We start from the raw sequence: 19,643 nt of genomic DNA, 5'->3' as shown, positions 1-19,643 counted from the left end.
GCGCATGACCGCCCCCTTGCGGCAGGCGCAGGCCGAGCAGCACTTCCCCTGCGAGGCCTGCGGCGCGGACCTGCGCTTCGCCCCCGGGCAGGAGCGGCTGGTGTGCGACCATTGCGGCCATGTCCAGGACATCCCCCGCGCCACCGGCCGCGGCGCCTCGGTGCTGCACGAGCTGCCGCTCGAGGCCGGGTTGCGCGCCGATCTGCCGATCGAGGAGCTCGAGGAGCACCGCACCCTTTCCTGCCCGAACTGCGGCGCCTCGATCGAGCTGACGGGGCCCGAACACGCCACGCAATGCCCGTTCTGCGCGACCCCGGTCGTCACCGACAGCGGCAGCAAGCGGCTGATCCGGCCGCAAGGCCTGATCCCGTTCCGGCTGACCGAGGCAGAGGCGCGCGCCGCCCTTGGCCGCTGGCTGGGCAGCCTGTGGTTCGCGCCCTCGGGCCTGGCGCAATACGCCCGGCGCGGACGCAAGATGACCGGGGTCTATGCCCCCTTCTGGACCTTCGACGCCGCCACCCGCACCCGCTACACCGGCGCGCGCGGCGATGCCTGGTACGAGACGCGGCAGGTCACGGTGATGGTCGACGGCCGCCCCGAGACCCGGACCGAGCAGATCCGCCACATCCGCTGGACCCCGGTCGCGGGCCAGGTCGCGCGCGATTTCGACGATGTGCTGATCTATGCCGCCCGCTCGCTGCCTGCGGGCCATGTCGACGGGCTCAGCCCCTGGGATCTGACCGGCCTCGTGCCCTACAGCCCCGACTACCTCGCCGGGCTCTCGGCCGAGGGCTATACCGTCGAGCTGATCGAGGGCCACCACCTCGCCCAGGCCGAGATGCTGCGGGTGATCCAGTCCGACGTGCGCCGCGACATCGGCGGCGACGAACAGCGCATCGCCAGCCTCGACCCGAGCTTCTCGGCCGAGACCTTCAAGCACATCCTGCTGCCGGTCTGGACCGCGGCCTACAAGTTCCAGGGCCGCTCTTTCCGCTTCGTCGTCAACGCCCAGACCGGCGCGGTGCGCGGCGACCGGCCATGGTCGCCGTGGAAGATCGCGATTGCGGTCGTTTTCGGGCTGATCGTCGCGGCGGGGCTGGCCTATCTCTATCAGAAGCAGAATGGCTGACGGGGAAGGCGCAAGATGATCCTGTGTTGCGGCGAGGCGCTGATCGACATGTTGCCGCGTGAAAGCACGCGCGGCGAGCCGGCCTTTGCGCCCTATCCGGGCGGCGCGGTCTTCAACACCGCGCTGGCGCTTGGCCGGCTTGGCGTGAAGACCTCTTTCTTCTCGGGGCTCTCGACCGATCTCTTCGGGCAGATGCTGCGCGACGCGCTGACCGCCTCGGGCGTCGACGCGGCGCTTGCGGCGCGCTCGGATCGCCCCACGACGCTCGCTTTCGTGACGCTGGTGGACGGTCAGGCGCGCTATGCCTTCTATGACGAGGGCACGGCGGGGCGGATGCTGTCGCCCGCCGACCTGCCCGCCCTGCCCCGCGACCTGCGCGCGCTCTTCTTCGGCGGCATCTCTCTTGCCGTCGAACCCTGCGCCGCGGCCTATGAGGCGCTGATGCTGCGCGCCGCGCCCGGCCATCCGACCATGCTCGACCCGAACATCCGCCCGGGCTTCATCCGCGACGAGGAGGCCTATCGCGCCCGCATCGGCCGGATGATCGCCGCCGCCGATATCGTCAAGCTCTCGGACGAGGATCTGGACTGGCTCACCGGCCCCGGCGCAATCGAGCCGCGCGCCCGCGCGATCCTGGCCCGCGGGCCGAAGCTTGTCTTCATCACCGAGGGCGCGCGCGGCGCCCATGGCTTCAGCGCGACCCAGACGATCTTCGTGCCGGCGCAACAGGTTGCGGTCGTCGACACGGTCGGCGCCGGCGACACCTTCAACGCCGGTGTCCTGGCCGCGCTTGACCGCGCCGGGCTGGTGTCGAAGCAGGCAGTCGCCGCGGCCGATGGCGCCGTGCTCGAGGCCTGTCTGCGCCTTGGCAGCGCCGCCGCCGCCATCACCGTCTCCCGCGCGGGGGCGAACCCGCCGTGGAAGGAGGACCTGGAATGAGAGCACTGATCCAGCGTGTGCGCCACGCCAAGGTCGAGGTCGAGGGCCGGATCACCGGCGAGATCGGACCGGGGCTTCTGATCCTCGTCTGCGCGATGCAGGGCGATGGCGAGGCCGAGGCCGAGAAACTGGCCGCGCGCATCGCCAAGCTGCGGATCTTCCGCGACGAGGCAGACAAGATGAACCGCTCGGTCACCGATATCGGTGGCGCCTGTCTGGTGGTCAGCCAGTTCACGCTGGCCGCCGACACCTCGCGCGGCAACCGCCCGGGCTTTTCCACCGCCGCCCCGCCCGAGATCGGCAACCGGCTTTACGAGCATTTCAGCGCCGCGCTGCGCGGTCTTGGCCTGCCGGTCGGGAACGGCGAGTTCGGCGCAGACATGGCGGTGAGCCTGCTCAACGACGGGCCGGTGACGATCTGGATGGACACCGCCGACCGCGCCTGAGCGGTTTTCCTTGACTTTCCGCGCCGCAGCGCCCATCTGGCGAACATCCGCAACCGCTGCCGCGTGAGCAGCCGCGCATCCCCGGGCCTTGTGCCCGACCGGCGCAAGGGCGGACACCCGGCCTCACAATCACGCGGGGGGCCAGCGGACAGATCTGTCCGCGCCCGCCCGCCTGCCGGACCTCGCGTCCGGCCAGACCGATTTTTCGCACCCATTGGTGCCAGGAAAGACAGACTTTTGGAAAGCTTCGAAAACCTCGGCCTCGCGCCGATCCTTCTGCAGAACCTCGCGGGCCTCGGCCTGGTGAAGCCGACGCCGATCCAGGAACAGGGCATTCCGCACATCGTGCGCGGCCGTGACCTGCTGGGTATCGCCCAGACCGGCACCGGCAAGACCGCGGCCTTCGGCCTGCCGATGCTGACCCGCATCATCGCCTATGGCAAGCGCCCGGCGCCGAAGACCGTGCGCGCCCTCGTTCTGGCGCCGACGCGCGAACTGGCGACGCAGATCCATGACAACCTCTCGGCCTTCGCCGCGGGTGCGCCGGTGCGCATCCAGCGCGTCGTCGGCGGCGCCTCGATCAACGTGCAGTCGGAAAAGCTCGCCAAGGGCACCGACGTGCTGATCGCCACCCCCGGCCGGCTTCTCGACCTGCTCGAGCGCCGCGCGCTGGTGCTGTCGGAAACGAAATATCTCGTCCTCGACGAGGCCGACCAGATGCTCGACATCGGCTTCATCCACGCGCTGCGCCGCATCGCGCGGCTGATCCCCGAGGACCGGCAGACGATGCTGTTCTCGGCCACCATGCCGAAGCTGATGGAAGAGCTGGCGCAGAGCTATCTGCAGGACCCGGTGCGGGTCGAGGTCGCGCCCCCCGGCAAGGCCGCCGAGAAGATCGACCAGGGCGTGCACTTCACCACACAGGGCGAGAAGGCCGCACTTCTGGCCGAATATGTCGCCAAGCATCCGGGCGAGCTGGCGGTGGTGTTCAACCGCACCAAGCACGGCTCCGACAAGCTGGCGACGCTGATGGACAAGTGGGGCTTCTCGGTCGCCGCGATCCACGGCAACAAGTCGCAGAACGCGCGCGAGCGGGCGCTGAGCGCCTTCCGCGCCGGCGAGGTGAAGCTGCTGATCGCGACCGATGTCGCCGCCCGCGGGCTCGACATTCCCGAGGTCGCGCATGTCTACAACTACGACCTGCCGAACGTGCCCGAGAACTATGTCCACCGCATCGGCCGCACCGCGCGCGCCGGCCGCAATGGCCGCGCCGTCGCCTTCTGCGGACCGATGGAGATGGACGAGCTGCGCGCGATCGAAAAGGCCATGGGCGCGCGCATCCCGGTGATCGGCGGCGAGCCCCACATCCCGGTGGCGGCGCCGACGCCCACGCGCCCGGGTGGCAACAAGAAGCCGCATCGCGGCCGCGGCCCGAAGCCCGCGCAGGGCGGTGCGCCGAAGGCGAACCCGGCCCGCGCGAACCCCGCGAAGGCCGCCGCCGGCGGTGCCGCCCGGCCGCGCCGGCGCACCCAGGGCAGCAAGGGCGGCACCGCGGCCTGAGCCGCACCGCCCCCTGACCTTCTGGACGGGACCGTGTCAGCGCACGGTCTCGCCCCCGAGGTCGGGCAGCCCCGTCTGCAGCACCTGCGGCTCGGGGATTTGGCGCACAGACAGCTCCCGCCACGGCGGGCGTGGGAGTGCCGACGTCGCGGCATCGGTTTGGATCATGCCCTCGCGGCGGGACCGGACGACGTCCTCGGACCGACCTGACCGTCGGGGGGCGTCCCGCGACTTGCCCGAAACCGCCCGGCGCGCTATGGGGCACCATGGCCAAGCTCTACTTCCACTACTCGACGATGAACGCCGGCAAGAGCACGCTCCTGCTGCAGGCGTCCTACAATTACATCGAGCGCGGCATGCAGACCTTCCTCGTCACCGCGCAGATCGACGCGCGCGCGGGCGAGGGACGGATCGCAAGCCGCATCGGCATCGACGCCGGGGCCGCGACCTTCACCCCCGAGACCGACATGGCGGCGCTGATCGCGGCGCGGCTGGCCCTGGGCCCCTGCGCCTGCATCTTCGTCGACGAGGCACAGTTCCTGACCCCCGCCCAGGTCTGGCAGCTGGCCCGCGTGGTCGACGATCTCGGTGTGCCGGTGATGTGCTACGGGCTGCGCGTCGACTTCCGCGGCGTGCTCTTCCCGGGCTCGGCGGCGCTGCTGGCGCTCGCCGACGAGATGCGCGAGGTGCGCACGATCTGCCATTGCGGCAAGAAGGCGACGATGGTGGTGCGCATGGGGCCCGACGGGCGCGCGCTGCGCGAGGGCGCACAGGTGCAGATCGGCGGCAACGAGACCTATGTCAGCCTGTGCCGCCGCCATTGGCGCGAGGCGATGGAAGAAGCCCCCGGCCCCGCGGAAGAGTGAGTCTTCAGGCCAAGGAAAAGCCAGGGGACGGTTCTTTTGCCCCCGGGCCTTTCCTTGCCCAGGTCCTTGCGCCGGAGGCATGCTTCGCCCCCGGCCGCGCGCGGTCTCAGAACTTCTCGACGATCACCGAGCCGACGGAATACCCCGCCCCGAAGGAGCAGATCAGCCCGGTCTCGCCCGGCGCGAAATCGCCCGAGAAGCGGTCGAAGGCGATGATCGAGCCGGCCGAGGAGGTGTTGGCATATTCCTGCAAGATGTTCGGCTGCTCGCCGGGTGCCGGATCGCGGCCCAGCACCTTGCGGCCGATGAAGTCGTTCATCGTCTTGTTCGCCTGATGCAGCCAGAGCCGGCGCAGCGCCGCGGGCTCGAGCCCTTCCTCGGCCAGATGGCCAAGGATATGGGCGCAGACCATCGGCAGCACTTCCTTGAAGACCTTGCGGCCCTCCTGCATGAACTGCATGTCGCGCCGGTCGGCCAGCCCGTCGGGCCGGGTGCGGCGCAAAAAGCCGTTGTTGTTGCGGATGTTGTTCGAGAACTCGGTGGCGCAGCGGCTCGAGCGGATCTCGAAGCCGCCGGCCTTCGCCTCGTCGCGCCGCTCGATCAGCGTCGCGGTCGCGACATCGCCGAAGATGAAATGGCAGTCGCGATCGCGCCATTCGAGATGGCCCGAGGTGATCTCGGGGTTCACCACCAGCGCGCGCCGCACCGAGCCGGTGCGGATCATGTCGGCCGCGGCCTGGATGCCGAAGGTGGCCGAGGAGCAGGCCACGTTCATGTCGAAGGCAAAGCCCGAGGCGCCCAGAAGCTTCTGGATCTCGATCGCGATGGCGGGATAGGCGCGTTCCATGTTCGAGGCGGCGCAGATCACCAGATCGACCTCGCTGCCCTCGCGTCCGGCGGCGGCAAGGGCCTTGGCGCAGGCCTCGAGCGCCATCTCGGCCATGATCCCGGGCTCGTCGTCGCTGCGCTGGCGCAGCTGCGGATACATCCGCGCGGGGTCGAGAACGCCCGTCTTGTCCATCACATAGCGGCTCTCGATGCCCGAGGCCTTGAAGATGAACTCGGACGAGGAATGATCCTTGGCCGCAAGCGTGCCCGCCGCGATCTCGGCCGCATGCTCGGCGTTGTAGCGGTCGGCATAGGCGTTGAAGGCGGCGACCAGCTCGTCGTTGGTGATGGTCTCTGGCGGGGTGAAGACCCCGGTTCCGGTGATCGCAGGGGTGAACATCTGGTCCTCTCGAAAGTCGCGGCACAGTCTTGCGAACCGCGCCGGGGGTCAAGGGTCAGACCGCGTTCGGCGGCACCTTGCCGTCACGGAAGGCGGTCAGATTGGCAAGCGCCATGAAGCCCATGGCATCGCGCACCTCAAGCGCCGCGGTGCCAAGATGCGGCAGCAGCGTGACGCAGTCGAGCGCGCGCAGCGCCGCGGGCACGAAGGGCTCGCGCTCGAAGACATCAAGCCCCGCCCCGGCGATCTGCCCGCCCTCGAGCGCCGCGATCAGCGCCGCCTCGTCGACGATGTCGCCGCGGGCGATGTTGACGAGATGCGCATGGGGCTGCATCCGCGCGAGTTCCGCCGCCCCGATCAGGTGATGCGTCTGCGGCGTCGCGGGCACCGCGATCACCACGAAATCGGAGATCGCCAGCAGCTCGTGAAGCGGCACCTGCCGCGCCGGCAGCCCCGGCTCGGTCACGGTCGAGCGGTTGTGGAACACCACCTCCATGTCGAAGCCGTAATGGCAGCGCCGCGCGATCGCTTTGCCGATCCGACCGAGCCCGACGATGCCGACGCGCTTGCCGGTGACGTGATGACCGAGGAACTGGGTGGGCGTCCAGCCGGTCCAGGCGCCCGAACGCACGAAGCGCTCCCCCGCCCCGGCGCGGCGCGCGCTCATCAGGAGCAGCGTCAGCGCGATATCGGCGGTGGCGTCGGTCACCGCGCCCGGGGTGTTGGTCACGGTGATCCCGTGCGCCTTCGCCGCCGCCGCGTCGATATGGTTATAGCCCACGCCGAAGTTCGCCACGATCTTCGCGCGCAGCGGACCGGCGAAGGCCGCACCGCGGACCTGATCGCCCAGCGTCACCAGAAGCGCGTCATGGGTGGCCAGCGCCGCGGCCGCCTCGGCCTCGGTCATCGGGGCGGCGCCGTTGCGGAAGGTCGCGTCGGGAAACTCCGCGCGCACCCGCGCCTCGACAGCCGGGGTGAGGGCACGGGTGACGAGCAGCTTCATCAGTAGAGCCTTCCGCCGATCGGCACGTCCTGACCGGGACCGATCAGCACCACCTCGCCGCTCTCGTCGGACACGCCGAGCGTCAGCACCTCGGACATGAAGGGGCCGATCTGGCGCGGCGGGAAGTTCACCACCGCCATCACCTGCCGGCCCACCAGCTCCTCGGGCGTGTAATGCTTGGTGATCTGCGCCGAGGAGCGCTTGGTGCCGATCTCGGGACCGAAGTCGATGGTCAGCTTGTAGGCGGGCTTGCGCGCCTGCGGGAAGGTCTCGGCGGCGGTGATGCGGCCGACACGGATGTCGACCTTGAGGAAATCGTCGAAACTGATCGTCACTTGCCAAGCTCCCGTCCGCGGTCGGCGGCGGCCTTGACCGCACGTTTCAGAAGCGCCGGGAAGCCGGTCTCGGCATCCATCAGCACGGCAAGCGCGGCGGCGGTGGTGCCGCCCGGGCTGGTCACGTTGACGCGCAGCTGCGCGGGGCTTTCGGCCGCATCCTCGGCCAGCTGGCCGGCGCCGCCGACGGTGGCCTTGGCGAGCCGCATCGACAGCTCGGGCGACAGCCCCTCGGCCTCGGCCGCGGCGGCGAGCGCCTCGATCAGGTGGAAGACATAGGCCGGGCCCGAGCCCGACACCGCCGTCACCGCGTCGATCTGGCTTTCGGCATCGAGCCGCACCACCTGACCGACGGCCGACAACAGCCCCTCGGCCATGTCGAGATCGGCGGCGGAGGCCTGAGTGTTGCCGACGATCGCGGTGATGCCGCGGCCGATCGCGGCCGGCGTGTTCGGCATCGCGCGCACCAGCCGGGTGCCGGCGCCCAGAACCCCCTCGAAGGTGGCAATCGTCGTGCCCGCGGCGATCGAGACGAAGAGCGTGCGCCCGCCCCCCATCGCCGTCAGCTGCGGCAGCGCCGCGCCCATCATCTGCGGCTTGACCGCGACCAGCACCACCGCCGGCGCCCCGGGCAGCGGCCCGTTCACCGCCACGCCCGTGCCGATCAGCCAGTCGGACGGGTGCGGGTCGATCACATGCACCGCGCTCGGGCTCAGCCCGCCGCGCAGCCAGCCGGCAAGCAGCGCCGAGCCCATCTTGCCGCAGCCCAGAAGAACCAGACCGCGTGCCTCAATCGTCGAAAAGTCCATCGCATTTCCCCTTTGCGGGGGAGAGCTTAGGCGCGGCCGTAGGCCTCTGCAATGGCGACCTTCAGCGCCGCTTCGGGGGTCTCGTCGCCCCAGCAGGCAAGCTGCATCGCCGGGTAGAAGCGTTCCGAGACGCTGACCGCGGCGCCGATCATCCGGTCGATCTGCGCCGGCCCCGCGATCTGGCCGCCAGACAGCACCAGGCCATAGCGCCACACCATCAGCTTCTGCTCGCGCCAGAAGGTGAAGGCGCCGGTCCAGCACTGATCGTTGATGCGGTTGAGCAGATCGTAAAGCGCGCCCTCGCGCGCCGCGGGCGGGTCGATCTCGAAGGTGCACAGCAGCCGCAGCACCTCGTCCTGCGCCGACCAGGCGAGGGTGAGCGAATAGCTGCGCCACTGCCCCTCGACCATCATCGCGATCTGGTCATCGGCGACGCGGTCGAAATCCCATTCATGGGCCTCGGCCAGCGTTTCCACCACGTCGATCGGGTGGATGTCCTCGACGCCGAGATAGTCCTCGATCAGTGCCATGCCGATACCCCCCAACGCGTTTCGTGCAGATCCCGGGATGTTTCCCTAGGATTCGATCTATCCACAAGGATCGGCGTGGCAGCGCACGACCCCTACAAGATATCGTGCGGCGGGATCTGGCCCCTGTAAAGCAATTTGTCGTGGATAACTGCCCCTGCCGACACGATATCTGGGGACAACCACCGGGAAAGGAGCAGAAATGCGAAACCGGCACCGGGCGGGCCCGATGCCGGTCGAGGCGCGGACGGTGCGCTCAGGCGGTGATCGAATAGCCGCCGTCGATGTCGTGGATGCCGCCGGTGAGGTTCTTCGCCTCGGGCGCGGCGAGGAAGGCCGCCATCGCGCCGACGTCATCGATCGTGGTCAGCACATGGGTCGGCGCGCGCTCGGTCGCCTCGGCCAGCAGGCTGTCGAACTGGTCGATGCCCGAGGCGGCGCGGGTGGCGAGCGGTCCGGGCGAGAGCGCATGCACGCGGATGCCCTTCTCGCCAAGCTCGGCCGCGGCATAGCGCACCGTGCTTTCGAGCGCGGCCTTCACCGGGCCCATGATGTTGTAGTGCTGCACGACGCGCGACGAGCCGAAGAACGAGACCGACAGGCAGGTGCCGCCCTCGGGCATCAGCGGTTCGGCCAGACGGATCATCCGCAGGAAGGAATGCACCGAGACGTCCATCGCCTTGCCGAAGCCCTCGGCGGAGCAGTCGATGACCCGGCCGTGCAGGTCGGCCTTCGGCGCGAAGGCGATCGAATGCAGGATCGTGTCGACCTTGCCCCAGCGTTTGCCGATTTCCTCGTAGACCGCTTCCAGCTCGCCCGGCACGGTGACGTCGAGCGGCATCATGATCTCGGCGCCGAGCGATTCGGCGAGCGGCCGGACATGCGGTTCGGCCTTGGCGTTGAGCCAGGTGACGGCCAGATCCGCCCCCTGTTCGCGGAAGGCGCGGGCGCAGCCATAGGCGATGGAATGGTCGTTGGCGATGCCGACAACGAGAATCTTCTGTCCCTTCAGCGAGAACATGGTGCCTCCATGAGTTCAGGTGCACCCGAGTCTTAGCAGGGTTTCACGCGCCCCGCCCGGACTTTTCTGCGTTGCAGAAAGGTTCTCGCTGCAACTGCGAAAGAGCGTGGCAAAAACTCCACGGCCAGGCGGCGGGGCCCCGCCGGGGCCCCTGCCCCGGGTCAGTCGGGGAAGATGCCCGGCGAGGTCGGCGCGCCGTCGTCGAAGGGCGCGAGATAGTCGACGATGGTCGGCCGGTTCACCGCGAAGCCCTTGTATTCGGCCAGCTCATTGGGCAGGTCGCGCAGCACCCGGTGCAGCCGGCGGCCCCATTTCGGCACCGTCACGATATCCTCGAGCGAGCACAGATAGCAGCGGATCGGGAAGGCGATGGCGTTCGAGCGCGGCAGCCGCCACAGCGTCTGCAGCTCGACCCGCAGATACTGTTTCGCACCGACGTTATCGGCCGCGACGGTGCGCTTCTCGGGGCCCCATTTGTGGTAGTTCTCGGGGCTGGTGTCGAGGCGCGGATTGACCGTCATCGTCCAGTTCAGCCGCCGCACCGGCGCGCCCTGCTGCAGGTTCAGAAGGAACTTCAGCGCGCGCTGGAACACCCCCATCTCATGCGCCTTCGGCACCGGCGCATGCCACTCGAAGAAGTTCATGCCGATGTCGAAATCGAGCGACCAGTCGGCCTGGCTTGTCACCATGCCGGCATCCATCCACAGGTTGCCGTCGCGCTGGTCAAGGAGCGCATGATCGCCCTGGGTCTGGCGGGTGATGTATTCCATCGGCCCGCAAGGCAGCGTGGTGGCATCGAGGAAGGTGAAGCGCTGCTCGATCCCGAGCGGGCGGTTGATCCAGTGCCAGCGGTCGCCGTCGCGGTTGAGCGTGAAGAGCTCGGGGTAATCCTCGGATTTCGAGACCATCACCAGTTCGAGGAAATCCCAGCCGGCGAGTTCCATATGCGCCAGCGACTGACAGCGCAGCGGGTCTTCGGCCAGCGTGATCGCCCGGTCGCGCATCTCGGCGACGTAATGCTCGTCGACGTCGAAGCGTTTTTCAAAGGGCGATCCGGCCTTGCCGCCCGCGTGCGGCTCGAGGTTGACCGAATACATGTAGCTGTCCTGATCGAAGGGGAACGGGAAGCGCCGCACCCCCTCGGGCGAGTTGTGGAAGGTGTAGTCGTCGCGGAAGGTTTCGTCGTGGAACTGGATGGTCATCCGTGCCTCCTAGAGGTCGAGAACGAGGGTTTCGCCGGTGAAGCGCGAAACGCAGGGCATGATCTTCGTCCGGCTCGCGCGCTCGTCGTCGCTCAGCCAGTGGTCGTGGTGCTCGATCGTGCCGTGACAGGCATGCACCCCGGTCTCGCAACGCCCGCAGGCGCCGCCGCGGCACATCCACTGCACCTCGACCTCGGCCTGTTCCAGCGCCTCGAGCAGGCTCTGGTGCGGGCCCACGGTGACCACCTTGCCGGTCTTCGCCAGCGTCACCTCGAAGGGCGCGCCGGGCGGCGGCGCCATGAAGACCTCGGAATGCAGCGTCGTCCTCGGCCAGCCGAGCCGCGCGCCGGTCTCGGCCACCGCCTCGATCAGCCCCTCGGGGCCGCAGGTATAGACATGGGTGCCAAGCGGCTGGCTGCCCAGAATGGCGCCCAGGTCCATCCGGTTACCCTCCTCCGAGATGTGCACATGCACCTGCGGCGAGGCAGGCAGCAGCGCGAGCCCCGCGGCCTCGGCCCGGCTCCGCGCGGCATAGTGCAGCTCGAAGGGCATCTGCAGCCGGGCGAGCTGCTTGAGCTGGGCCAGAAACGGCGTGATGCCGATGCCGCCGGCGATCATCACATGTTTCTTCGCGCGCAGATCGAGCGAGAAGAGGTTCACCGGCGCGGAAATGCGCATCAGATCGCCCACGGCGACCTGCGTGTGCATGAATTTCGAACCGCCGCGGCCGCCGTCCTCGCGCCGCACGGCAATCTCATAGCCCGAACCGTCCATCGGATCGGAGATCAGCGAATAGGCGTTGCGGCGCAGCACGCCCGCATCGGGCATTTCGACGACCACATGCGCCCCGCCGGAAAAGAGCGGCAGCAGCGCCCCCTCCGGGTCTTCGAACCGGAAGCGGGTGACGAGGGGCGAAAGCTTCTCGATCGCGCTCACGCGCAGCATGCGGCTGGTCATGGTTTGATCTCCTGCACGGCGGGCACGATGCCGGGGGTTTCGGCATCGACGCAGACGCCCTGAAAGGCACCGAGGCGGCGCGAGAAATGGTCGCGCACGAAGAGAGTGAGGCCGCAATGGCTGCATACGAAGGGGTCGGTGGTGACATTCTCGGTCACGCCCTTGCAGTGGACGCATTGCATCCGGCGCGCGATCGTGCCGCGGTGCTCGGTCTGGATCGCCTCGGGCGGCAGGCCGGCGGCGAGCGCCTCGGCCACGGCCTGACCGATCATCCCCTCGGAGCCGGCGAGGTAAAGCGTCGTGCCCATCCGGGCATCGGCAAGCGCCTTGCGATAGCGCTCGAGCGCGGAGGCATAGCTCGGCGCCTCGCGATACATCTTCGCGCCAAGCGCGGCGAGGCGGGGCCCCGCGTCATGGCCGGCGGGGATATAGATCAGATGCGCAAGATCCATCACCGAGGCATCGAGCGCGGCGAGGTCGAGGATCGCCTCGGCGCCCGGCCCTTCGGCGAGCATGATCGCCGGGGTGGCGCCCTGCGGGGTGAGCCCGGGATAGACCGGACGCGAGGTGATCGAGGGGGAGAATTCGGTGCGCGGCATGGCATGGTTCCTGTTGGGTCTGGGTGGGGCGGTCTGCTGCCGCCCCTGCCCGTTTCGCGTCAGCCCTTGGCGGTGCGGCGCTTCTTCTCGATGTCGAAGAAGGGCATCGGCGAGGTGGTGGCGCCGATCGTGCCGGCCTCGGTGCTGGCGACGGTGAGGGGCATCCCCTCGACCGCGCAATCGACCGGCAGGCGGGCGATGGCGACGGTCCAGTCGTTGAGCGGCGAATACATCGCCTGAGTCACGACGCCGATCTTGACCCCGTCCTTCAAGACCGGCGCGCCGTTCTCGGGGGGCACCTTGCCCTCGAGCTTGAGGCCCCAGATCTTGAAGCGCTCCTTGCCCTTGAGGCGGTAATGCTCCTCGGCGCCGCGGAAACCGGTCTTGCCGGGCGAGACGGTGAAATCGAGACCCAGCTCCCAGAGCGTGTCGCCGCAGGGCGCGTCCTCGAACGGATACATTTCCGAATTGTCATAGGGGAAGAACAGCAGGTAGCTCTCGGTGCGCAGCAGGTCGAGCGTGGTGAAGCGGCAGGGGATGATGCCCATCGCCGCGCCCTCTTCGAGGATGCGGTCCCAGATCATCGGCGCGTCCTGGCCGCGCACGAAAAGCTCATAGCCGCGCTCGCCGGTGTAGCCGGTGCGCGCGATCATCGCCGGCACGCCGAAAAGCGAGGTGCCCATGTGGCTGAAATAATTGAGATTACGGATGCCCGGCACGTATTTCTCGAGGAAATCGACGGCAAGCGGGCCTTGCAGCGACAGGTCATGCAGGTTGTCGTCGAAGCGGATCGAGACGTCGCGGCCGGTCGCGGCCATCGTCAGCTGCTCGAAACCCTGACCCGAGCCATGCACCACCATGAAGGCGTTCGGCGCGGTGCGGTAGATCACGCAGTCGTCGACGAACTTGCCCGCGTCGTTGAGCATGCAGGCATAGACGGCGCGGCCCGGCATCAGCTTCTCGACGTTGCGCGTGGTGGCGCGGTCGATGACGTGGGAGGCCGCCGGCCCGGTGATATGGACCTTCTTCAGGCCCGAGACATCCATCAGCCCGGCCTTCGTCCGGATCGCCATGTATTCGGCGAGCGGATCGCCGTCATAGGACCAGGCGGTGCCCATGCCGCTCCAGTCTTCCAGCGCCGAGCCCAGCGCGCGGTGCCGGTCGGCCAGCGTCGAAAATCTCCAAGATGCGGTCATTCCCTGTCTCCCTGGGGGTTCGTCAGTCGTTGAAGGACCCCGCCGCGAGCGTCGCGGCGGGGGATTGCATGGCTCAGGCCGGCAGCTGGAAGAACCAGTTCGCCCAGAGCACCACCGCCACACCCGCGATCAGCGCGAGATAGGGCAGGAAGCCGGCGCGACGCGGCCCGAGATCGCCGTGATCGGTGAGGCCGAGGTCTTCCATCGCCTCGCGCGGGAAGTGGCCCTTGTCCTGCACATAATGGCGGAAGGCGAAGACCGGCAGGATCAGCGCGGCGAAGATCACCCCCGACCAGAGCGCGTTCGAATAGCCCCAGACCTTGGCACCGGCGCCGAGGAAGAGCGCGTTGACGAAGGCGAGCAACGTGTTGAAGCCGATCAGGATGGTCGGCGCCTTCCACGGACGCGGCAGGTGCGGGCTGTCGATGCGGTGGATCCAGCCGGCGTTCAGGTTCAGGAAGTTGAACATGATGTAGCCGACGTTCGAGATCGCGAGCACGTAGAAGTAGCCCGTCGCATCCGAGGCGAGCGCGAGCAGGAAGATGTTGAAGACAAGGTCCGTCCACATCGCCCCGGTCGGCGCGCCATGATCGTTCACATGGGTGAGGTATTTCGGCAGCCAGCCGTCACGGGCGCCCTGATAGAGCGTGCGCGACGACCCGGCCATGGCGGTCATGATCGCCAAGAAGAGTGCCATGATCATCAGGATCACGAAGAGATGGGCGACAAGCGGCCCCGCGCCCACCATCTGGCCCAGCACCTCGCCGACGCCGGTGCCGTCGACGATCCCCGGCGCCAGCATCCCCGCCTGCCCCAGCACGCCCTGGAAGGCGAAGGGGATGATGAAGAAGAACACCACACACAGGAGGCCCGAGAAGAAGATCGCCCGGAAGGTGTCGCGATGAGGGTTCTTGAACTCGGCGGTGTAGCAGACCGCGGTCTCGAAACCATAGGTCGACCAGGCCGCGATGTAGAGCGCGCCGAGGATCAGCGTCCAGCCGCCCACCGACCAGCTGCCATCGGTGCCGGAATAGGCGGCCGAGGGCGGCACGATCGAGGTGACGTTCATCCAGTCGATGGCACCGGTCAGGATCGGCATCAGCCCGGCCAGAAGCAGCGGGATCAGCACGACGACCGCCATGATCTTTTGCGATTTCGCCGTCGAGGCGATGCCGCGGTGCTGGATCGCGAAGATCATCAGCATCAGCACGACGCCGATCACGAAGGTCGAGTTGAAATGCAGCGTGCCAAGGCCCGGAACGGGAATGCCGAAGGCTTCCCAGACGCGGAAGGCGGGCGTCAGCGCGGCGACGCCATCGGCCGAGGCCACGGCCTGGATCGCGGCCTCGGGGGCGGTGCCCGGGTTGGCGGCGATGTAGTCGATGACCGCCTGCGTGCTGGCGCTGTATTGCGACAGATGCGCCGCGACCCAGTCGAGCACCGGCTGGCTTTCCGCGAGCGGGATCGGGAAGAGCGCGTTCAGGATATAGCCCGCCGCGATCGCGCAACCGAGCGACAGCACCGGCGACCAGGCGAACCAGTTGCACCACACCGACAAGGGCGCGATCAGTTTCGAATAGCGCAGCCAGGCGGTCGCGCCATAGACCGAGGCACCGCCCGACTTGTTGCCGAACATGCCGGCCATCTCGGCATAGGTGAAGCTTTGCAGGAAGCCCATCACCATCGAGACCATCCAGACGACGAAGGCGGCCTTGCCCGCGACGCCGGCGATGCCGCCGATCGAGAAGAGCACGAGCGGCGGCACACCGGCCGCGACCCAGAAGGCGCCTTTCCAGTCAAGGGCACGCTTGAGCGTCCCCGCGGAGGGTGTTCCCTCCGGTCCGCGCGCCATCGGCGCTGCGGAAGCCATGTTCTGTTCCACGTCCAAACTCCCTGTTGAGTGGAAGGGGGCTGTTTCCGCCCCGTTTTCTTGCCTCCCCACCCGGTTTCCCGGGGCCTTCGGCCGGGTCTCCCCACCCGGCCCGCCACACCCTCACGAGCGCGGACGTTCCTTTTTCGGGTCGTAATGCGGGAAGGGCGCGACGCGCGCCGCGATCCGCTTCAGGTGGCCATCGAGCTTGCCGACCTCGACCGCGGTGCCGGGCTCGGCATGGGCGACGTCGAGGCGCGCGAGCGCGATCCACTGGTTGGTGCGCGGGCTGTGCATGGCCGAGCAGACCTCGCCCACCTGCGCCCGCCCGATCCGCACGCAATCGCCGTGAAAGACCGGGTCCTGGCCCTCGATCTCGAGGCCGACGAACTTGCGCGCGGGGGTTTCCTTGCGCCGGATCAGCGCCTGGCGCCCGACGAAATCGGCGGTTTTCGATTTCAGCGGCACGGTGAACCCGATGCCGGCCTCGAACGGGTCGGTCTGGTCGGAAAAGTCATAGCCCGCGAACACCAGCCCCGCCTCGATCCGGCACAGGTCAAGGCCGGCAAGCCCCATCGGCTTGATGCCGAACTTGGCGCCGGCACCGAAGACCGCGTCGAACACCGTTTTCCCGTCCTTCGGATGACAGAAGATCTCGTACCCCAGTTCCCCCGTGTAGCCGGTACGCGAGACGACGACCGGCACCCCCTCGGCCCCGCCGATGCGGCCCACGGTGAAGCGGAACCAGCCCAGATCGGCCAAAGCGGGCTGATGCGGCGCGGTCCAGATGATTTCCGTCATCAGCTCGCGCGAGCGCGGCCCCTGCACCGCCAGATTGTGCATCTGATCGGTCGAGGCGCGGATCATCACGTTGAGGCCAAGCCGCGCCGCCTCCTCGCGCATCCACACCCCGCCCTCGTCCGAGCCGCCGATCCAGCGGAAGTTCTGCGCCCCCAGCCGGAACAGCGTGCCGTCGTCGATCATGCCGCCATGCGGATAGCACATCGCCGAATAGACGACCTGACCGTGGCCCAGCTTCGTCACGTCGCGCGTCAGAACCCAGTTCATCAGCGCCTCGGCATCGGGGCCGGTCACCTCGAACTTGCGCAGCGCGCTCAGGTCCATCGCGACCACGCCCTCGCGCGCAGCCCAATAGCTTTCGACCGCATCGCATTCGGGGAAGGCATTCGGCAGCCAGAAGCCGCGATATTCGACGAAATCGCGGGTCAGGGCGGCAAAACTGTCGTGGAAGGCGCTTTCACGCGTCATGATCGGCTCCGCGTCGGGGGTGGCGCGCCAGGCCGAGGCGCGCGAGAACCGCTCGCCCGCGCCATAGCTGCGCACATGGATGTCGGTGAGATCCCAGCCATTGGCCGAGGAGGTGTCGTCCGGGCAGGCCGAGGAGACGCAGACAAGATCGGTCAGCGCGCGCATCAGCACGTAATCGCCGGGCCGCGACCAGGGCTCGTCGGCGACCAGCACGCCATGCGCGTCGATCCCGGTGTTGAAGAAGAAGTTCGCCGCCATCCAGCCCGCGCGGGCGGGCACGCCATGGGCGGCCAGCGCGGTGTTGAAGTTGTCCGAGCAGTTCGCGTGCCCCGGATAGCCGATGTCGTCGTAATATTTCGACGAACAGGCCATGGCGAAGGCGTCGTGGCGGCCGCAGGTGTCCTGGATCACCTCGACCAGCGGGGTGAAATCCTGGTCATAGTATTTCGCGTGCAGCCCCGGGTTCGGATAGGCGTGCCCCATCAGCGTGCGGGTGGTGGTGACGTCGAGCGGGTTGATGATGCCGCGGTCGAGCTTGCGCGCGTCGAAGCACTGGAAATCGGTGCATTGGCGACCGTCGACGTCGAGGATCTGGATGAACTCGCCCGCCTTCACCACATAGGCCTCGGCGGTGGCCGATTTCACCCGCAGATCCAGAAGCGGATCGGCGAGCGGATCGGGCAGCGCGAAGCGGCCCGCGGCGCGCGGCGTGGCACGGGTGAGCCTGACCGTCAGCGGCGTCGCGGTGTCCTGGCGCTCGAAATCCATCACCGGGCCCGGCGCGGCGACGATCACCACACCCTCGCCTTGCGCGGTAAAGCCCACGGCCTCGCCAGCGCGCGATCCGGCGCCGAAAAGCCCGATGGCGCGGGCAGTGCTGACCTCGATGCCGCGGCGTTCAAGCGCACGGCGCAGCCGGGCAAGCGAGGGCTCGCCCGAGGCGAGCAGCTCGCGCAGCCCCTCCGCCGCACAATCTCCCGCCCAGCCCAGAAGGCCGCAGTCGAGCCGCCCGTCCGGGTGCGCGGCCAGCAGCTCGGCGCGCTGCCCGCCCTCGTCATTGATCACCTCGATCCGGTCGCCCGCCCGGATCTCGAGCACGAGCGCCCCGCGACCGGGCACGGCGTGACGCTCCTCGGCCGGGCCGGTCCGAAAGGCCTGCGGCCGGCGCGCGCGCGAGGGCACGGGCGGACCGGGGCGAAAGAGCGTGTCAGCGGGCAGAAGCACCATGGTCTGTCCTTGCAGTCAGGAAAAAAGGCTGGGCCGTCAGGAAAAGGAGGCGGGAGGCCCGAGGCCCCCCGCCCAGGGGGGACACGGCTCAGTTCGCCAGATAGGCTTCCATCGAGTCGTCGAGGGCGTCCTTCCACGGCGTGTGGTGGGTGGGCGCCATCGTGCCGGTGATCACCGATTTGTAGGCGTGGTTGCGGAAGGTCATGATGTTTTCCGCCTTGTGGTGCTTCCACTCGAAGAAAGCCTCGCAGGCGCCGTCGACGTCGAAGGACGGATAATCCGTCTCGGCGATCAGTTCCTTGACGTAATCGCCCTGATACTTGATCGCGTATTTGACGTCGTCCGAGGCCTCTTCGCGTTCCTCGCGCTCGGCCACGTCGGCGATCAGCGTCTGCTTGTCGGCGGGCACCGCGATCCGGCCTAGGATGATGTCGCGCACATACCAGGCCTGGGCATCGAACATGTTGAAGGTGAACCACTGGTCCTGCATGCCGAGGTAGAACATCTTCGGATTGTGGACATAGACCACGCCCTTGTAGAGGTCGGCGGTCGCGAGCCGGTTCGCCGTCTTCAGCCGCAGGCTGTCGGGCAGGAACGGGAAGTAGTGCTTGTAGCCGGTGCACAGGATGATCGAGTCGATATGCTTCGACGAGCCATCCTTGAAATAGGCGGTCTTGCCCTCGACCCGGACGAGGCCCTGCTTCTCTTCCCAGTTCTCGGGCCATTTGAAGCCCATCGGCGCGCTGCGATAGCAGGAGGTGACGCTTTTCGCGCCGTATTTCCAGCATTGCGAGCCGATGTCCTCGGCCGAATAGGAGGAGCCGACGATCAGCACGTCCTGGCCCTCGAACTCGCGCGCGTCGCGGAAGTCATGGGCATGCACGATGCGGCCGTAGAACTGGTCGAAGCCCGGATATTCCGGCACGTTCGGCGAGGAGAAGTGCCCCGAGGCGACGATGACGTGGTCGAAGCGCTCCTTGTAGACGTGGTCGCGTTCCATGTCGTGCACGGTGACGGTGAAGTCCTCGGCCTCCTCGTCGAACTCGATCCAGCGCACGACCGAGTTGAAGCGGATCCAGCCGCGCACGCCGGCCTTGTTCACCCGGCCCTCGATGTAATCGACCATCACGGCGCGCGGCGGATAGGAAGCGATCTGCTTGCCGAAATGTTCCTCGAAGGAATAGTCGGCGAATTCCAGCCCCTCCTTCGGACCGTTGGTCCAGAGGTAGCGATACATCGAGCCATGGATCGGCTCGCCGTTCTTGTCGGTGCCGGTGCGCCAGCTGTAGTTCCACAGGCCCCCCCAGGTCTCCTGCTTCTCGAAGCAGACGATCTCGGGGATCTCCGCCCCCTTCTGCGCGGCGGACTGGAAGGCCCGGAGCTGGGCAAGACCCGAGGGGCCGGCACCGATGATGGCAACGCGTTTGGTCATGGTAGTCTCCCTGTTCGATCCGGTATGG

The 19,643-nt window shown here is 68.1% G+C and carries 18 protein-coding genes; 5 read left to right on the top strand and 13 right to left on the bottom strand.

Annotation, left to right across the window (positions count from 1 at the left end; genetic code table 11):
• Nucleotides 1-4: 4 nt before the first annotated feature.
• The 5 genes from AC0QTQ_RS06495 (at nucleotide 5) to AC0QTQ_RS06475 (ending at nucleotide 4,940) form a co-directional block, all read left to right on the top strand.
• Complete coding sequence (locus AC0QTQ_RS06495) at nucleotides 5-1,129, top strand: TFIIB-type zinc ribbon-containing protein (RefSeq protein ID WP_480258780.1); 1,125 nt, start codon at nucleotides 5-7, stop codon at nucleotides 1,127-1,129.
• A 15-nt stretch (nucleotides 1,130-1,144) separates the two neighbouring features.
• A complete protein-coding gene (locus tag AC0QTQ_RS06490) occupies nucleotides 1,145-2,068 on the top strand; it encodes a carbohydrate kinase family protein (RefSeq protein ID WP_480258779.1) in 924 nt (307 codons plus the stop codon).
• Nucleotides 2,065-2,514 carry a D-aminoacyl-tRNA deacylase gene (gene dtd / locus AC0QTQ_RS06485; RefSeq protein WP_121533892.1) on the top strand — a complete coding sequence of 150 codons (450 nt, stop codon included), beginning with the start codon at nucleotides 2,065-2,067 and terminating at the stop codon, nucleotides 2,512-2,514. Before AC0QTQ_RS06490 ends, dtd begins: the two co-directional genes overlap by 4 nt.
• A gap of 237 nt (nucleotides 2,515-2,751) precedes the next feature.
• Nucleotides 2,752-4,074 (top strand): DEAD/DEAH box helicase, encoded by a 1,323-nt coding sequence (locus tag AC0QTQ_RS06480; protein ID WP_480258778.1) that lies wholly within the window; start codon nucleotides 2,752-2,754, stop codon nucleotides 4,072-4,074.
• Between the two features lie 266 nt (nucleotides 4,075-4,340).
• Nucleotides 4,341-4,940 (top strand): thymidine kinase, encoded by a 600-nt coding sequence (locus AC0QTQ_RS06475; RefSeq protein WP_480258777.1) that lies wholly within the window; start codon nucleotides 4,341-4,343, stop codon nucleotides 4,938-4,940.
• A gap of 106 nt (nucleotides 4,941-5,046) precedes the next feature.
• Here the strand turns inward: AC0QTQ_RS06475 and AC0QTQ_RS06470 are convergent, their stop codons facing one another.
• The 13 genes from AC0QTQ_RS06470 to AC0QTQ_RS06410 form a co-directional block, all read right to left on the bottom strand.
• Nucleotides 5,047-6,168: a beta-ketoacyl-ACP synthase III gene (locus AC0QTQ_RS06470; protein ID WP_480258776.1), complete on the bottom strand. Its 1,122-nt coding sequence runs from the start codon at nucleotides 6,166-6,168 to the stop codon at nucleotides 5,047-5,049.
• 55 nt (nucleotides 6,169-6,223) lie between these two features.
• Nucleotides 6,224-7,171: a 2-hydroxyacid dehydrogenase gene (locus AC0QTQ_RS06465; protein ID WP_480258775.1), complete on the bottom strand. Its 948-nt coding sequence runs from the start codon at nucleotides 7,169-7,171 to the stop codon at nucleotides 6,224-6,226.
• Complete coding sequence (locus tag AC0QTQ_RS06460) at nucleotides 7,171-7,506, bottom strand: tRNA-binding protein (protein ID WP_480258774.1); 336 nt, start codon at nucleotides 7,504-7,506, stop codon at nucleotides 7,171-7,173. The genes AC0QTQ_RS06465 and AC0QTQ_RS06460 overlap by 1 nt, the downstream gene beginning before the upstream one ends.
• Complete coding sequence (proC, locus tag AC0QTQ_RS06455) at nucleotides 7,503-8,315, bottom strand: pyrroline-5-carboxylate reductase (RefSeq protein ID WP_480258773.1); 813 nt, start codon at nucleotides 8,313-8,315, stop codon at nucleotides 7,503-7,505. The genes AC0QTQ_RS06460 and proC overlap by 4 nt, the downstream gene beginning before the upstream one ends.
• 26 nt (nucleotides 8,316-8,341) lie before the next feature.
• Entirely contained in the window at nucleotides 8,342-8,845 is a 504-nt protein-coding gene (locus tag AC0QTQ_RS06450) for a type III secretion system chaperone family protein (protein WP_121533999.1), read from the bottom strand.
• A 253-nt stretch (nucleotides 8,846-9,098) separates the two neighbouring features.
• Complete coding sequence (gene fabI / locus AC0QTQ_RS06445; RefSeq protein WP_480258772.1) at nucleotides 9,099-9,863, bottom strand: enoyl-ACP reductase FabI; 765 nt, start codon at nucleotides 9,861-9,863, stop codon at nucleotides 9,099-9,101.
• A gap of 161 nt (nucleotides 9,864-10,024) precedes the next feature.
• Complete coding sequence (locus tag AC0QTQ_RS06440) at nucleotides 10,025-11,065, bottom strand: heme-dependent oxidative N-demethylase family protein (RefSeq protein WP_480258771.1); 1,041 nt, start codon at nucleotides 11,063-11,065, stop codon at nucleotides 10,025-10,027.
• A gap of 9 nt (nucleotides 11,066-11,074) precedes the next feature.
• A complete protein-coding gene (locus AC0QTQ_RS06435) occupies nucleotides 11,075-12,022 on the bottom strand; it encodes a PDR/VanB family oxidoreductase (RefSeq protein ID WP_480258770.1) in 948 nt (315 codons plus the stop codon).
• The gene (locus AC0QTQ_RS06430) at nucleotides 12,019-12,621 is read right to left on the bottom strand and encodes a dimethylamine monooxygenase subunit DmmA family protein (protein ID WP_121533881.1); all 603 of its coding nucleotides are present in this window, start codon (nucleotides 12,619-12,621) and stop codon (nucleotides 12,019-12,021) included. The genes AC0QTQ_RS06435 and AC0QTQ_RS06430 overlap by 4 nt, the downstream gene beginning before the upstream one ends.
• 59 nt (nucleotides 12,622-12,680) lie before the next feature.
• On the bottom strand, nucleotides 12,681-13,817 hold the full coding sequence (locus AC0QTQ_RS06425; protein ID WP_480258769.1) for an aminomethyl transferase family protein: 1,137 nt from the start codon (nucleotides 13,815-13,817) through the stop codon (nucleotides 12,681-12,683).
• 73 nt (nucleotides 13,818-13,890) lie between these two features.
• Nucleotides 13,891-15,687, bottom strand: coding sequence for a trimethylamine N-oxide permease (locus tag AC0QTQ_RS06420; protein WP_480258768.1), 1,797 nt, complete (start codon nucleotides 15,685-15,687; stop codon nucleotides 13,891-13,893).
• Nucleotides 15,688-15,810: 123 nt separating this feature from the next.
• Nucleotides 15,811-18,183, bottom strand: a complete 2,373-nt coding sequence (locus AC0QTQ_RS06415; protein WP_480258767.1) for a trimethylamine N-oxide demethylase — start codon at nucleotides 18,181-18,183, stop codon at nucleotides 15,811-15,813.
• 88 nt (nucleotides 18,184-18,271) lie between these two features.
• Complete coding sequence (locus AC0QTQ_RS06410; protein ID WP_480258766.1) at nucleotides 18,272-19,615, bottom strand: NAD(P)-binding domain-containing protein; 1,344 nt, start codon at nucleotides 19,613-19,615, stop codon at nucleotides 18,272-18,274.
• Between the last annotated feature and the right edge of the window lie 28 nt (nucleotides 19,616-19,643).

The sequence above is a fragment of the Paenirhodobacter sp. YD-8 genome, assembly GCF_056590935.1.
Note: the sequence above shows the minus strand (reverse complement) of the source record. Positions and strands in the feature narration are given on the sequence as shown.